We start from the raw sequence: 15,385 nt of genomic DNA on the forward strand, positions 1-15,385 counted from the left end.
CTGCACTTTCTGATGTTGTTGTTTTCCACCCTCGCGCTGGTGTCGGCGGTTTTCCTGGCGATCTGGATGCTGCTGACCCGGCAGGGCAGGCAGGCAGTTTCGATCACGTCGGTCGGCATCAGCACGCTCAGGCAGCGACTCGGCATGTCGTCGGTGATCGTGGTGGGTATCGCCGGCGTGGTAGCCGTCTTGGTCGCGTTGCTGGCGATGAGCGACGGCTACCGCGAGACACTGAACAAGACCGGCAGTGCCGATACCGCCATCGTGATGCGTGGCGCCTCCGCCTCCGAAGTGATGTCGGTACTTGATCACGACAGCGTCACCCTGATCCCGCAGGCCGTCGGCATCGCGAAGGATGCGAAGGGGCAGCCGATCGCCTCGCCCGAGCTGGTGGTCGCGGCCAACCTGCCGCTGAAAGGAGGCAGCGCGGACGACGAGGGCAGCGTGCAGTTGCGTGGTGTCGGTGAGCAGGCCTGGGCGGTGCGACCGAACCTGAAGATCATCGAGGGCCGCAAGTTCACTCCCGGCATGCGCGAGTTGATTGTCGGCAAGGGCGCGGCGAAGCAGTTTGCCGGACTGGAGCCGGGTCACGAGATCCGTCTCGGCAGCCAGATGTGGACCGTGGTCGGCGTGTTCGCCTCCGGCGACGCGATGGATTCCGAGGTATGGGGTGACGCGGGCGTGGTGGCCGACACGTATCGCCGCGGCAGCAGCCGCGCGTCGGTGACCGTGAAGCTGGCCGATCCCAAGGCGTTCGATGCCTTCAAGACCGAGCTGGAAGCGAATCCGCAACTCAAGGTGGATGTCAGCACCACGCTGGACTATTTCAGCAAGCAGTCCGAAGGCATGAGCACCTTCCTCACCGTGATCGGTATCGTGGTGGGCTCGATCATGGCGATCGGCGCGATCTTCGGCGCACTCAACTGCATGTTTGCCGCAGTCGCGGCACGTGCGCGCGAGATCGCCACGCTGCGCGCGATCGGTTTCCGCGGGCTGCCGGTGGTGGTGGCGGTGATGCTGGAAACCATGCTGCTGGCGTTGCTCGGTGGCTTGATCGGCGGCGTACTCGCGTGGCTGGTCTTCAATGGCTACAGCGCCTCCACGCTGGCGGCTGGCACGGTCGGCAAGCTCAGTTTCGAACTCAAGGTTTCCGCGGAGCTGTTGTGGGTCGGCCTGTTGTGGGCGCTCACGATCGGTTTCGTCGGGGGCCTGTTTCCCGCCGTGCGTGCGGCACGGTTGCCGGTGACTACGGCGTTGCGCGAGTTATGATCGACATGGGTTGAACGTTGCAGGAGGCAGGGATGCGTCAGGGACGATGGCTGATGGTGTTGCTGGTGTTCGCGTTGGGCGGTTGCACAACGTTTGTGGCGCGTCAGATCGAGCGACCGGGGCACGACAACCGGGCGCAGTTGGCGTGGTTCCGACAGGAGCTGAAGCGAGCCGATTTCCAGTTCGACGCCATGCACACACGGCAAGCTGTGCGCATGGCCTACTGGTACGGCCAGCCGCGCGCGTATGACTTCAGTGCCAACGTGCAGGAGCAGCGCAAGGATCATCACTACAGCCTCAAGTTCGATTACAAGTTCGGTGGCGAGCCAGCCAAGGCGCCCTTCTTGCCTGCGCGCGGCAGCGTAATCCTGCTGCATCCCTGGGGCATGGAAGGCTCGGCGCTGACGACCTGGGCGCTGCTGTTCGCCAGCGCCGGCTATACGGTGGTGATGCCCGACCTGCGCAGCCATGGCGAGTCGGACGATGCGCCGGTGGGCTATGGTCCGCGCGAGGCGGATGATATCGTCGATCTGGTGCACGATCTGCGTGCAGCAAACCGGCTACCGGGGCCGCTGTATCTGTTCGGGGTTTCCTACGGTGGCACGGTCGCGCTGTTCGCCTCGCCGAAGCTGGCGGACGTGCATGGAGTGATCGCGCTCGAGCCTTACGCCAATGCGGCGGCGGTCATCCGTCGTGCACCGGCCAGCGGTCTGTTCGGTTATCGCTGGCTGGCCTCATGGATCCGCCCGCGTGAAATGGATCATGCGATCCAGCGTGCGAGCCGACAGCTGGGCGTTGACCTGACTCAGATTGATCCGGGCGATGCGCTGGCGCACACGCCGTCATGCGCATTGATCCTGCGCGGCGCCGAGGACAACCTTATCGCGGGTGATGCATTGCGCGAGCTGGCCCGGCGCTCGCCGCGTGCGAGCTATGTGGAAGTGTCGGAGCAGGGACATTTGGACTTGCCGATGCGCACCGATCGCCTATTTCCGCCATTGCTCGACTGGATGCAGGCACTGTCGCCCGGCACCGGCGGCAGCTGCCCCGGATTCGCGCCGCTACCCTTCACGACAACTCCGTAGGAGCTCACTCTGGGTGCGATTGCCTTGAAGCTGATCTGGCCCAAGAGCATCGCGCACAGGGCGCACTCCTGTAGACGAGCTCGATTTTCGCCGAGGATCAATCCGCTCGCTCAGCGATCATGGTGGCACGCTGGTGTTGCCGGCAGGCGGTGTGGCATCACCGAGGCATCGACCACGTGCAGGCTCGCCACGCCATGCAGCAGACGCATGCTAGGCTTGCCGCGCCCTACGCTGGATGTGCCCGTGAGTCTGCCCCGCCAAGCCGTTGTGGAACAAGCTGCCGCGCCGACGCTGTCCGCGCTGGCGTTTTTTTTCGTGATGACTTCCTACTACATCGTGCGCCCGGTAAGGGATCAGTTGAGCGGCGCGGTCGGTTCGCAATCGCTGCCGCTGTTCTATGGCGCGGTCTTCGCGGTGATGTTGCTGCTGACGCCAGTGTTCGGCCTGCTGGTCGCGCGCTTTCCGCGAAAGCAGCTGCTGGGCTGGAGCTACAGCTTCTTCATCGTCTGCCTGTTCGCCTTCGTGCCCGCGTTCGTTGCGCAGGACCGCATCGGCGCGCGCGAGCTGGGTGTGGTGTTCTTTGTCTGGGTCAGCGTGTTCAACCTGTTCGTGGTGTCGCTGTTCTGGAGCTTCATGGCCGACATCTTCAACAGCGGCCAGGCGCGGCGGGTGTTTTCACTGATCGCCTTGGGCGGCATGGCCGGGGCGATCTTCGGCCCGCTGGTGACCAAGCTGCTGGTGCAGCTGATCGGCGTGGCACCGCTGCTGGTGGTATCGGCATTGGCGTTGACGCTGGCACTGGTGCTGCTGCTGCGACTTTCCGCGCAGCACGATCGGCAGGCGGGCAGTCGTGGTGACGAGGCGATCGGCGGCTCGCTGTGGGCCGGCATCAGGGAGCTGTGGTCGCGCCCGTTCCTGCGCTACATGGCTTTGCTGATGTTGTTCGGCGACGGCATCGGCACGCTGGCTTATGCGCTGGTGGCCGACTATGCCAAGGCGCATTTCATCAGCACGGTCGCGCGCACTTCGTTCTACAACGACCTGGATCTGGCGACCAACTTGCTTGGCGCGGCGCTGCAGCTGAGCGTGACGCCGTGGTTATTGGTGCGTCGCGGCGCCGGCTGGGGACTGGTCCTGCCATCGCTGGTGAATCTGGCCCTGTTGGCCGTGGTGGCGCTGATCGGTGGTGGCAACGTCAGCTTCTTCGGTTACAGCGTGCCACTGCTGCTGGCGGTGATGCTGGTGATCACGCGTGGCTTCGCCTATGGCATGACCAAACCAGCCGTGGATGCGCTGTATACGCGGGTACCGCGCGAGACGCGCTACAAGGGCAAGAATTTCGTCGAAACCGCGGTATGGCGGTTTGGCGATGTGGTGGTCACCAGCGCCGTCAGTGGCTTGCGCACGCTGGGTTGGGGCGTTGGTGGGTTGGCGTTGCTGGGCGCCGGTGTCGCTGCGCTGGCGGCCGTGGTAGCACGGCGCGCCGGCTGGTCGCCGGATCTGGCGCCGGACGAACACACGCACGTCGGCAAGGGTGCGAAGGCACCGGTTTGAGTCGCTGCTTTCCCGGCGGCTCAGTGAACCAGAGTCCCCCGTAGCGCTTCAACTGGTGATATACCGCTGCAAATGCTCGATCTGTTCGGCTTGCGCGTCGATCACCGCCTTGACCAGGTCGCCGATCGAGATCACCCCGACTACTGCATTGCCCTGCACGACCGGCAGATGGCGAATTCGACTGTCGGTGCACAGGCGCATGCAGTCGAACACATCGGTATCCGGGCCGACGGTCACCGGTTCGCTGCTCATGATGTCGGATACGGCGGTCTGCGATGACGATCGACCCTGCAGGATCACCTTGCGTGCATAGTCGCGTTCCGACACCACGCCGACCAGTCGCTCGCCACGCATCACCAGCAAGGCACCCACCCGGTGTTCCGCCATGCGCTTGATGGCTTCGAGTACCGGTGCTTCCGGCGCAATGCTGAAGATCGTGCTGCCCTTGCTTTCCAGCAGATGCTTGACCTGACTCATGCCTGGATCTCCGCCGGCCCCCGGGCGGGCCGTCTGTGGCGAGTCTAGCGCGGGCATCGGCCCGGGGTGTAGTAAAGCCGTGAAGCCGTGGCGCGAATGCGACGCTCAGCGCGGGTCGCGCGGCAACCGTTGTTCCTCGACGAAATACAGTGGTCGCTGCTTGCTCTCGGCGTAGTTGCGGCCGAGGTATTCGCCGATCACGCCGAGCGCCAGCAACTGCACGCCACCGAGGAACAGGATCACCAGCATCAAGGTGGGATAGCCGCGTACCTGGTCGCCGTACCGCAGCGCATGAATCAGTACCCAGGCGCCATAGACGAAGGCGAGCATGGCGGAGGCCAGCCCGACCCAGGTGGCCAGCCGCAGCGGCGCCGTGGAGAATGAAGTAATGCCCTCGATCGCCAGTTGGCCCAGCCGCCAGTAGTTCCATTTTGTCTGGCCGGCAAGACGCGGATCGCGCAGATATTGCACGGAGGTTTGCCGATACCCGATCCAGCTGAACAGACCTTTCATGAAGCGCTGGCGTTCGCGCAACTGGCCCAGTGCGTCCAGCGCGCGCCGCGAGAGCAGGCGGAAATCGCCGGTATCGCGCGGTATCGTCGTATCGGACAGTCGCTCCATGCTGCGATAGAACGCCGCGGCGGTGAATCGCTTGAAGCCGCTCTCGCCCTGGCGCGCACTGCGGGTGGCATACACCACGTCGTACCCGGCCTGCCATTGCTCGACCAGCGCGGGGATCAGCTCGGGCGGGTCCTGCAGATCGGCGTCTATCACCACGGCCGCATCGGCGGTGACGGCGTCGAGGCCGGCGGTCAGTGCGGCCTCCTTGCCGAAGTTGCGCGACAGCTTGAGTGCGCCGGTGCGCGGATCGGTCGCGACCAGCGATTCGATGATCGACCAGGTGTCGTCGCGACTGCCGTCGTCGACATAGAGCACGCGGGCATCGAGCGGCAACGCATCGAGTACCTTGCGCAGCCGCTGATGGAACAGCGCCAGTACGGCGGATTCGTTATAGGCGGGAACAACGACGGTGAGTTGCGGCATGGGCAGGACCCGCGAGATTGGACTTCATGCTAACCAACTGCCCGTGTCGGGGCGAGGGCGTCGTTCAATGCGGCCGGCGTGGTGGCGCATGACCCTCGATATACGCCGGGCCGCCAAGCTGATTCATCTGCTGCTGGATCCAGCCGGCGCGCCGCAGCACATAGGCGCTGGGGCGATCCGCGCGCAGCCGCCGCGGGTTGGGCAGCACCGCCGCCAGCCGTGCCGCCTGTGCCGGATCGAGTCGTGCCGGTGAGGCATGGAAATAGACGTCGCTGGCTGCGCCCACGCCATAGATGCCGTTGCCCAGCTCGGCGATGTTCATGTAGACCTCGAGAATGCGCTGCTTCGGCCAGGTCAGTTCGATCAGCACGGTGAAATATGCTTCCAGCCCCTTGCGCACGAAGCTGCGACCGTTCCACAGGAACAGGTTCTTGGCGGTCTGCTGGCTGATCGTGCTGGCGCCGCGCAGGCGTTTGCCGTCGTCGGCCGCATCCACTGCACTCTGGATGGAATCGAAGTCGAAGCCGTGGTGATACGGAAACTTCTGGTCCTCGCCGGCCACCATCGCCAGCGGCACGTAAGGCGATACCTGCGGCCACGGCACCCAGTGCTGCTGCAGGTGGAAATCCTTCTCGCCGTGGATCCACGCGCCGAGCTGGCGCTCGAGCATCATCGCCGACGTCCACGGCGGCACGAAGCGCAGCACGATCACCGCCAGCCAGCTGAGTGCCAGCCACGCCAGCGCAAGGATCGCCAGCGGGCGCAGCAGGCGATTCAGCAACGGTCGACGAAATGGCAGCGGCATGGCGGTACGCGAAGAGGGATGCCGGCAGTATAAGAGTGTTGTCCCGGCCGCATTACGCCCCCATCTGTGCCGGCTGACCCCAAGAGGACACTAGCCGTGGAAAACCTGCCCGTCGACGATGTGCTGCACCGATTCCTGCTTGAACGCGCCGGCGTGCGCGGTGTGCTGGTGCGGCTGGGTCCGGCGTGGCGTGAAGTGGCCGGCCGCGCGGAGTATCCGCCGGCATTGCAGGCGATGCTGGGCGAGACGCTGGCGGCCAGCGCGCTGCTGACCGGCAACATCAAGCTGGACGGCGCGCTGTCGGTGGAAGTGAAGAGCAGCGGTGCGCTGCGCCTGCTGTTTGCCGAATGCAGCGATCAGGGCCGCCTGCGTGGTCTGGCACGCTGGAACGATCCGTTGCCCGCGCCACTGATGCTGGACGGGCTGCCCGACGCCAGCATGGCAATCACCATCGGCAACGTGGAGCGTGGTCAGCGCTACCAGGGCCTGGTCGACCTGTGCCATGCGGACGTGGCCGCGGCGCTGGAGAATTACTTCATCCAGTCCGAACAGCTGCCTGCACGCATCCTGCTTGCGGCCGACGGCGAACATGCCGTCGGCCTGATGTTGCAGAAGCTGCCGGACGAAGGTGGCCATGCCGCCGCGCAGGACGACGATGCCTGGAGTCGCGTCGTGCATCTGACTGCCACGCTGGGTCGCGACGAGCTGCTGGCCAGTGCGCCGGAGCAACTGCTGTACCGGCTCTATCATGAGGAGTCGGTGCGCCTGTTCGAGCCGCGCGTACTGGCATTCGGCTGCAGCTGCAGCCGCGAACGGGTGGCCGGGATGCTGCGTTCGCTCGGTCGCGACGAAGTCGAGGCAGCGCTGGCAGCGCGTGGTGACGAGATCGAGGTGGTCTGCGAATTCTGCGCGCAGCGTTATCACTTCGATCGCATCGATGCCGAGCTTCTGCTTGGAGAGGGCGTGACGCCAGTCGTGCCGGATACCACGCAGTGATCGCAGTAAGGTGCTCCGACGACCGGATTCACCGACGCTCAGGCTCGCAGTAGCGGGTTGTCCTTGCCCAGCCAGGTTCGGGCCGGCTGGGGTGTGGCAAACAGGAAGCCCTGACCATAGCGACAGCCGACCCGTAGCAGGGCTTGTCGCTGCGATTCCTCCTCGATGCCTTCGGCGATCACTTTCATCTGCAACGAGTCGGCCAATACCTGGATGGCACGTACCAGCGCCAGTCCCTGGGTTTCCTCGTCGCCTTGCGGCAGCTCGGTGATGAAAGATCGGTCGATCTTCAGCGTCTCGAACGGGTACTGATGCAGATAGCTGAGCGAGGAATAGCCCGTGCCGAAATCGTCGAGCGCGATGCCGATGCCGTGGCTGCGCAGGTTTTTCAGCATCTGCTTGACCTGGGTGGGGTTCTCAAGCAGGGCGTGCTCGGTGACCTCGATGCGGATGCAATGGGGCGGCACGGCGTATTGCTCGAACAAGGCAAGCAGCCGCTGGTCGAGGTCGACCGAGCGAAAATGCCGGCCGGAGACGTTGATGCTGATGAAGCCCTCGGTGCCGATCAGACGTACGGCTTGGGTGCAGACCTGTTCGAAGATCTGCCAGTCGATGGCCTCGGCACAGCCACATTCCTCGGCGATCAGCAGGAAGTCGTGCGGTGTCAGCAGGCCGCGTTCGGGATGATGCCAGCGCAGCAATGCCTCGTAGCCGACGACGCGACGGTCGTCGAGCTCGACGATGGGCTGGTAGAACGGTTCGAATTCGTTGCGACTGAGCGCATGGCGAAGATCACTCTCCATGTCGAGCAACGATAGTGCCTCGCGACGAAGGCGATCGTCGAACAGTGCCGCGCGATGACGGCCGCCATCCTTCGCGTTGTACATCGCCGCATCCGCATCGCGCAGCAGTTCCTCCGGTTGCCGGTAGTGCGCGCCGGACAGCGCAATGCCTATCGATGCGGAGGTGAAGATCTCCTTGGTGCCAAGCCGGAACGGCGTCTGCAGCTCGTTGATGATGCGTTCGGCAATCAGCGTGGCCTTGCCGGTGTTACTGATGCCTTCAAGCAGCACCGCGAATTCGTCGCCGCCCAGGCGCGCGACCACATCGCGGGTCTTCAGGCAGGCGCGGATGCGGCCGCCGACCTGGAACAGCAGATCATCGCCGACCAGGTGTCCCACTGAATCGTTGATCACCTTGAAACGGTCCAGGTCGATGAACAGCACGGCGAACTGCTCGCCCGGGTTAGCGACACAGCGCTGCATGGCGTGTTCCAGTCGCTGCAGCAGCAGGGTGCGATTGGGCAGTCCGGTCAGCGAGTCATGCAGCGTCTCGTATTTCAGCCGGCGCTCGACGCGCTCGCGCTCGGCGATCTGTTCGCGCAGGTCGCGATTGGCCAACGCCAGTGCGCGGGTGCGTTCGGTGACGCGGCGCTCCAGACCGGCATAGGCCTGCCGCAGCGATGACGCCGCCTGTTTGCGCTGCAGTGCATTGGCGATGTGGTAACTGACGAAAGTCAGCAGTTCCTGGTCGCGCTCGCTGTAGGTGTGCTCGGGCGAATAGCTCTGCAACGCCAGCACGCCCATTGCCTTGCCGCCCCATACCAGCGGCACGCCCAGCCAGCACACCGAGGGCGAGCCGAAATGGCTGATCTCACCTGCCGCCACCAGACGGGCAATGTCCTGCGGGTGGGCCAGCAAGGGCCTGGCGTGGCGCAGCACATATTCGGTGGCGCCGCGACCGTGCGCGCGTGGCGGCCGCACGCTGTCGACATCGTCCACCGAGTAGGGGAAGGTCAGTTGTCCGCTTTCCTCATCGAGCAGCGCGATGTAGAAATTGCGCGCGTACAGCAGGCCGCTGATCACCTGGTGCATGGTCGCGTAGAATTTTTCCAGGCTCTCCGAAGTGTTGGCCAGCTCGGCAATGCGGAACAACGCAGCCTGCAGCCGCTCGCCGCGCTGGCGTTGCAGGACCTGCTGGCGCAGCACACGATTGGCCTCGCGCAGCGCTGCAGTGCGATCAGTCACCCGGCGGCCCAGCTCGATATGTGCCTCGCGCCGTTCCAGCGCAGTCTGCACGTGCTGGGCGACGTAGTTCAGCAGCTCCAGATCCTGCTGCGAATAATGGGTGTCGGCGCGATAGCTTTGCACCACGATGCCACCCACCACGCTGCCGCCGCGCAACAGCGGCACGCCCAGCCAGTGTTCGCAGCTCGGGCCGACCAGCATGAAATGGTCGCCGAGCTGCTGCCTCAACTCGTCGATCGAGCCCAGCAGCGGCCGACCTTCCTTCAGCAGGTTCCAGGTCAGGCTGTGCAGCATGTCGCGCAGCGGCAGATCCTGATCAGGCGGCGGCGGGTCGGTGTCGGCGATGTCGACGTAATAGGGAAAGCGGATGCTGTCGGTGGCCGTGTCGTACAGCACGATGTAGAAATTTTCGGCATACATCAGGCTGCTGACGATGGCGTGCAGCGAATGCATCATCTCGGGCGTGTCGTGCCCGGCGCCAGCCTGTTCGGCAATCGCATAGAGAGCGCGCTGCAACCGCTCGGCCAGCGCCAGACGCGAAATGGCCTCGTACAGACGGCTGGTCTCGGCAAGCTGGCGCAGCCGGGTATCAGCCAGGCGCCCCAGCCAGGACAGCGGGCCACGCACACCGTCAGGCAGCGGCAGCCCGGCGGTGGTTTCCAGCGAAAGCATCCGCGGCCCCTGGGGATCCTCTGCCAGGTCGAGCTGGCTGCCGCCGGGCAGGTGGTCAGCTTGTTCATCCATGCGACGCCAGTGCAGCCGGCCGTGGATGCCGAGATTGCCGAGCATCTGCTCGCAGATTTCCATCACGCTGGCAGCATCGGCTGCCTCGAACAGTTGTTCGACAGCTCCGTACAAGGCCGCAAGATCCCGCGCCACCGGAGGGGGCTGAGATGGGCGTATCGTCGGAGTGGCGCTCATCGGGCTGTGGTCGTTTCCGGGACAATCCGGCAGGATCGATGTCAAAAGCCTTTATAACGTGTAAGTCGACCCTGTCGCCAGCGATCCGGCACCAGGATCAGGAACCTGCGCAAGGTCGTACTGGTCGAAGCATCGTACAAGGACCTTTTTTTGTGCGTTGGGGCCGATTTGGGGGTGTTAGTAAAATGTAAAACGAGATATACTGCGTGCCTGTTTCCGTTCTTGAATGAGTGGCTCTTCCAAGTCATGCGTCGTCTCTGCGCCCTGCTGATCTTCCTGTTGCCGCTTGTTGCGGCCGGGCAGTCCGTGGGCGGCGATAACGCGGTGGCGCAACAACTACTGACGCAACCGTCGAAAGTCGCGCCCGGCACGGTGCCACTGTGGCGTGGTACGGATGGTCGCCTGCTGACGCTGAAGGCTGACCGCAGCCTCGGTGCGGATGCCCAGATCCAGAATGCACCGCTGGCGCTGCGCGCCGTTGATGCGGCAACGGTCACGACGACGGGGCTGCAGTACGGATTGGCTCCGAATCTGCAGGCTCATGCCGAAGTCAGCCAGCATTCGTGGGTCAACCAGCCGTTACGCATCATCAGCAGCGAAGTGGGCGCTACCTATGCGGCCGGGCGTTACAGCCTTGGCGTGAGCGTCGGCGCCAACAGCACGCCTGACAACGGCAGCGCGTTGCTGCCGCGGGTACTGCCCGGCGTCGTTCCAGGTGTCGACGGCCTGAGCGGTTTCGACAACAGTTCGCAATTGAATGCACGTGGTCGGCTTGCTCTGGACAGCAGCAGCGGAATCGATCTGGGTGCCAGCGTCGGTCGCATCCATCTGCTGCCGGGCAACCTGCTCGGCGTCAATACGCTGGATCAGAAGGCGCTGAGTTTTGGCGTCGATCATGGCTCATTGAGCGGGGTCCTGATTGGTCGCACCGTGCAGCCGGATGCCAGCATTCCAGGCAGCCTGAATGCAGATCGGCGCTGGAACAGCATTGATCTCGGTGTGACCTGGCGCCTGCCGTGGCGCGGTTCGCTGAGCGTCGGTGCGCAGAACCTGTGGTCTTCCGGCACGCCTGCCAACACGCCTGCAGGCCCCGAGCCGGATCAGTCGCGTACACCCTACGTGCAATATCACCAGGATCTCTGATCCACGGATTGCCGGGCTGCCGGTTTGCTGACGCCGTCGCTGCCGCGACGGCGTTTTCGTTTGTGATGCCTGACTAGGCTTGTGCCTAGTCCTGCCTGCGGATGCGCAAGTCACCACTGAAGGTTTCGACGTTGATGGTGCCGCGGCCATCGCCGAGGCGTGCATCCAGGCTGCTGCCGGGGCCGTGCTCGGGTTTCTCCAGCGTACCGAAATCACTGCGCAGGTCGCCACTGAAACTGCTGGCGTGCAGGCTGCCGGAGGTGTTTGCAGGCAGTTGCAGTTGCACGTTGCCGCTCATGCTGTCGATGCCCAGCGTGCCACCGGCAGTGATCGCACCGCTCAGCTGCACATTGCCGGATACCGTGCTGAGCGTGAGTTTCTTCCACGGGCCGCCATCGGCCTGGATGCGACCGGAAATGGTCTGCAATTTCACGTCGCTGCCGAGTGCAGGCGCCAGGATGTCGCCACTGACGGTCTGCAGGTCGGCCTGCTCGGCATGCCCGGCCAGCTCGATACCACCGCTGACGCTGTCGACTTTCAGTGCTGGCGTGCGTGCATTGATGCGCGCCCTGCCGCTGACTGTGTTGACCTTGATCGTGCCGCCATCGATGCCGTCGATCACCAGTGGTGCGCTGATCACACCAATGTCGAGCGAGGCGCCCCGGGGCACGTGCAATTCCAGCGTGGTGGGTCCCATGCGGTTGTCGCCGCTCCAGTTGAACCAGCCGGAGCCGCCCTGCGGTTCGACCTTGATGGTGAGGTTTCCGTTGTTGCCGGTGATTGCCAGCGGCTTGGCGCCTTCGCCGAGCTGACCGCCAACCTGCACCTCGTTGCGATCCCATGCAGTCACGGTCACGGTACCGGCGATATTGCTGACACTGACCTGGACGTTCGGTGTGGCGTCGTGGTTCAGTTGGATCGGCGTGCCGGCCAGAGCGTGGCCGACGCAAAGGCAGAGCAGCAGGGGAGCGTAGCGGGCGGTCTTCATGATCATTCCTGGGGTTCAGCCGGCCTGTCCGGCCAGTTGGCGCAGTTGTGTCTGCTGATGTTCGGTACGGTCGAGCAGGCGCTGCAATGCGGGTGAGTCGGGGGCCTGCTGGATCGCGAGCTGCAATTCCATGCGTGCAGCGTCCAGCTCGACCGCGGCACCCGCAAAACGCGGATCTGCAGGCTTCCAGGGTGTCGCTGCGGCATCGGCCAGCGGGGTTGCCGCCGGTGCATGTCGCAGATGCCAGCCGATGCTGCCGGCCAGCAGCAGCGACGCCGCAAGGCTGGCGGCCACCACCCAGCGCGCCGGGCGTGCACGCGGATGTACGGGTGTAGCGGGTGACCTGGTGGCGTTGACGTCATCCAGTGCGGTCTCGATCGCGGCCCACAGGTCGTGCTGTGGCGCGAGTGGCTGGCGCAGGTCGCGCAATTGCCGGTGCCATTCGAATTCGTTCATGAGCTTTCTCCCAATGCCTTGCGCAGCAGGCCACGGGCGCGGTGCAGTTGCGCCTTCGACGTGCCGACCGCCATGTCCAGTTCGCTGCCGATATCCTCATGTCGCCAACCCTCGATATCGTGCAGTACCAGCACGGCGCGCGCGCGCGGCGGCAGTCGGCTGATCGCACGCTCCAGTTCTTCGCGCTCGGCAGCGCAGAACGGGGTTTCGCCGGGGTCCGGCAGCTGTTCGTCGTCGAGCATGCTGACCGGATCGGCGCCGCGCGCACGGATGTCCATCAGTGCCACGTTCACCGCAAGCCGGTACAGCCACGTGCCGAACGCGCTCTCGTGACGAAATCCCGGCAGCTTCTGCCACGCCCGGATGAAGGCGTCCTGGGTCAGGTCCTCGGCGCGGGCATGGTCGTAGCCGGCCAGCCGGTAGACCGCACCATGCACACGACCGACGTGCAGCCGGTACAGTCGCTGGAACGCGTGGCGATCACCGGCAGCCGCGGCGTGCACGTCATCGGTGTCGTTGGCTCCCGGCGGGGCAGGCGACATGGAGCTTCCAATGGCAGGGCAGGCGGTGATCATCTTGCCAGCTTGGATGCGCCGTTGCGCGAAAGGGTTTGCATCGTGGCCGCGGGGCGATGTCATCACGCCGGCACGTGCGGGTCGCGGGAACCCGCGCCGTGCCGGCGTTCGATCAGGAGGCTGCGGTTTCGCGCTGCGGTTGCACGTCGTTGGCGAGCGCACTGGCCACCCGCTGCTGCTCCTTGCGCAGGCGTTCGGGCAGCTGCGGCGTGAAGCTGTCGAGATAGGAGCCGATGGCAGCAAGTTCGGCCTGCCAGCCGGCATTGTCCACATCGAGCAATTCGCCGAGGTGGGCGCGATCGAGCGTGACTCCGTCCAGCTTCAGTTCGGCAGCGGCCGGCAGGGTGCCGATCGGCGTTTCGACGCCGGTCACGCGATCCTCGACGCGGTTGATCATCCACTCCAGCACGCGCAGGTTGTCGCCGAAACCCGGCCACAGGAACTTGCCGTCCTTGCCCTTGCGGAACCAGTTGACGTGGAACACCTTCGGCAGCTTGGCGCCGGGTTGGTCAAACGACAGCCAGTGGGCGAAGTAGTCGCCGTAGTGATAGCCGCAGAACGGCTTCATCGCCATCGAGTCGCGGCGCAGCACGCCGACTGCACCGGTGGCGGCGGCAGTGGTTTCCGAACCCATCGCGGCGCCCATCAGCACGCCATGCGTCCAGTCGCGGGCCTCCATCACCAGCGGCAGCAAAGACGGGCGGCGGCCACCGAACACGATCGCGCTGATCGGCACACCCTGCGGTGCTTCGGCCTGTTCCGACCAGGTCGGGCACTGCTTCGCGCTGACGGTAAAGCGGGAATTCGGATGCGCAGCCGGGCCATGGGCCGGATCGTACGCACGGCCCTGCCAGTCGGTGACCGGGGTGCCGGGCAGGCCTTCCCACCACGGCTGGTTGTCGGCGGTGACGGCGACATTGGTGAAGATGGTGTCGTGCGAGATGCTTTTCAGCGCGTTCGGATTGGTGCCATCGCTGGTACCCGGTGCCACACCGAAGAAGCCGGCCTCCGGGTTGATCGCGTATAGCCGTCCATCCGCTCCGGGGCGCATCCAGCAGATGTCGTCGCCGACCGTCCAGACCTTCCAGCCGTCCTCGCGATAGCCTTCCGGCGGTATCAGCATGGCGAGGTTGGTCTTGCCGCAGGCGGACGGGAAGGCGGCGGCGATGTAATGCGTTTCGCCTTGCGGGTTTTCGATACCGACGATAAGCATGTGTTCGGCCAACCAGCCTTCGCTGCGCGCCTGGTGGCTGGCGATGCGCAGTGCATGGCATTTCTTGCCCAGCAGCGCGTTGCCGCCGTAGCCGGAACCGTAGGACTTGATCGAGAGTTCGGCCGGGAAGTGCATGATGAAGCGGCGTTCGGGATCGAGTTCGCCGGTGGAATGCAGGCCCTTGATGAACGTGCCGCTCGAGAGCAGTCCCTCGCGCTCGATGCGCGCCTGCGCGGCAGCGCCCATGCGCGTCATGATCTTCATGTTGGCGACCACGTACGGGCTGTCGGTGATCTCCACGCCGCAGCGGGCCAGCGGTGAATCGATCGGCCCCATGCAGTAGGGGATCACGTACATCGTGCGGCCTTCCATGCAACCGTCGAATAGTGCGTCGATCTTCGCGTGCGCCTCGATCGGATCCATCCAGTGGTTGTTCGGGCCGGCATCTTCCTGTTGCGGGTGACAGACCAGGGTGAGGTGTTCGACGCGAGCAACGTCGGTGGAATGGGAACGATGCAGATAGCAGCCCGGATGGGTTTGCTGGTTCAGCTCGATCAGGGTGCCATCGGCCAGCATCTGCTGCACGAGCGACCGGTATTCGGCATCCGAGCCATCGCACCAATGAATCTCCTTGGGGCGCGTCAGAGCCGCCACCTCATTCACCCAGTGCTCAAGTGCTTCCAGCTTGCTCGCCATCGTATTCCTCTAAGGTCTTAGGAAAAAAAAGAACTGGAACGGTAGTTTACAGCAACTGGTATTGCAAGGTTCCACGCAACAAAAATCGCCGGGAGCGATTTTTGACATCGTGCCGGCGAAGGCTCGAAAGGCGGCG

General features: G+C 64.6%; 13 protein-coding genes. 5 read left to right on the forward strand and 8 right to left on the reverse strand.

Annotated elements, in window-relative coordinates:
- Nucleotides 1-12: 12 nt before the first annotated feature.
- The 3 genes from B0E50_RS09860 (at nt 13) to B0E50_RS09870 (ending at nt 3,908) form a co-directional block, all read left to right on the forward strand.
- A complete protein-coding gene (locus B0E50_RS09860; RefSeq protein WP_254427256.1) occupies nt 13-1,269 on the forward strand; it encodes an ABC transporter permease in 1,257 nt (418 codons plus the stop codon).
- Between the two features lie 32 nt (nt 1,270-1,301).
- Nucleotides 1,302-2,354 carry an alpha/beta hydrolase gene (locus B0E50_RS09865; protein ID WP_077441032.1) on the forward strand — a complete coding sequence of 351 codons (1,053 nt, stop codon included), beginning with the start codon at nt 1,302-1,304 and terminating at the stop codon, nt 2,352-2,354.
- 243 nt (nt 2,355-2,597) lie between these two features.
- Nucleotides 2,598-3,908: an MFS transporter gene (locus B0E50_RS09870; protein WP_254427244.1), complete on the forward strand. Its 1,311-nt coding sequence runs from the start codon at nt 2,598-2,600 to the stop codon at nt 3,906-3,908.
- 48 nt (nt 3,909-3,956) lie between these two features.
- On the opposite strand, the gene B0E50_RS09875 is transcribed toward B0E50_RS09870, so the two are convergent.
- From B0E50_RS09875 to mtgA, 3 genes are all read right to left on the reverse strand, one after another.
- Nucleotides 3,957-4,385 (reverse strand): CBS domain-containing protein, encoded by a 429-nt coding sequence (locus B0E50_RS09875; RefSeq protein WP_077441034.1) that lies wholly within the window; start codon nt 4,383-4,385, stop codon nt 3,957-3,959.
- A gap of 105 nt (nt 4,386-4,490) precedes the next feature.
- The gene (locus B0E50_RS09880; protein ID WP_077441035.1) at nt 4,491-5,429 is read right to left on the reverse strand and encodes a glycosyltransferase family 2 protein; all 939 of its coding nucleotides are present in this window, start codon (nt 5,427-5,429) and stop codon (nt 4,491-4,493) included.
- A 64-nt stretch (nt 5,430-5,493) separates the two neighbouring features.
- Nucleotides 5,494-6,234, reverse strand: a complete 741-nt coding sequence (mtgA, locus tag B0E50_RS09885; protein ID WP_077441036.1) for a monofunctional biosynthetic peptidoglycan transglycosylase — start codon at nt 6,232-6,234, stop codon at nt 5,494-5,496.
- A gap of 96 nt (nt 6,235-6,330) precedes the next feature.
- Here mtgA and B0E50_RS09890 point away from each other — a divergent pair, with 96 nt between their 5' ends.
- Complete coding sequence (locus B0E50_RS09890) at nt 6,331-7,230, forward strand: Hsp33 family molecular chaperone HslO (RefSeq protein ID WP_077441037.1); 900 nt, start codon at nt 6,331-6,333, stop codon at nt 7,228-7,230.
- 38 nt (nt 7,231-7,268) lie between these two features.
- Here the strand turns inward: B0E50_RS09890 and B0E50_RS09895 are convergent, their stop codons facing one another.
- Nucleotides 7,269-10,178, reverse strand: coding sequence for an EAL domain-containing protein (locus B0E50_RS09895; protein WP_077441038.1), 2,910 nt, complete (start codon nt 10,176-10,178; stop codon nt 7,269-7,271).
- Nucleotides 10,179-10,424: 246 nt separating this feature from the next.
- Between B0E50_RS09895 and B0E50_RS09900 the strand changes: the two genes are divergently transcribed.
- The gene (locus tag B0E50_RS09900; RefSeq protein ID WP_077441039.1) at nt 10,425-11,321 is read left to right on the forward strand and encodes a hypothetical protein; all 897 of its coding nucleotides are present in this window, start codon (nt 10,425-10,427) and stop codon (nt 11,319-11,321) included.
- Between the two features lie 85 nt (nt 11,322-11,406).
- Here the strand turns inward: B0E50_RS09900 and B0E50_RS09905 are convergent, their stop codons facing one another.
- The 4 genes from B0E50_RS09905 to B0E50_RS09920 all read right to left on the reverse strand — a co-directional run bounded on the left by B0E50_RS09905 (nt 11,407) and on the right by B0E50_RS09920 (nt 15,249).
- Nucleotides 11,407-12,309: a DUF4097 family beta strand repeat-containing protein gene (locus B0E50_RS09905; protein ID WP_077441346.1), complete on the reverse strand. Its 903-nt coding sequence runs from the start codon at nt 12,307-12,309 to the stop codon at nt 11,407-11,409.
- A gap of 15 nt (nt 12,310-12,324) precedes the next feature.
- Complete coding sequence (locus B0E50_RS09910) at nt 12,325-12,765, reverse strand: hypothetical protein (RefSeq protein WP_077441040.1); 441 nt, start codon at nt 12,763-12,765, stop codon at nt 12,325-12,327.
- Nucleotides 12,762-13,307, reverse strand: coding sequence for a sigma-70 family RNA polymerase sigma factor (locus B0E50_RS09915; protein WP_077441347.1), 546 nt, complete (start codon nt 13,305-13,307; stop codon nt 12,762-12,764). Before B0E50_RS09915 ends, B0E50_RS09910 begins: the two co-directional genes overlap by 4 nt.
- A gap of 145 nt (nt 13,308-13,452) precedes the next feature.
- Complete coding sequence (locus tag B0E50_RS09920) at nt 13,453-15,249, reverse strand: phosphoenolpyruvate carboxykinase (GTP) (protein WP_077441041.1); 1,797 nt, start codon at nt 15,247-15,249, stop codon at nt 13,453-13,455.
- Nucleotides 15,250-15,385 lie beyond the last annotated feature (136 nt).

This window comes from Rhodanobacter sp. C01 (genome assembly GCF_002001045.1).
Lineage (GTDB): Bacteria > Pseudomonadota > Gammaproteobacteria > Xanthomonadales > Rhodanobacteraceae > Rhodanobacter.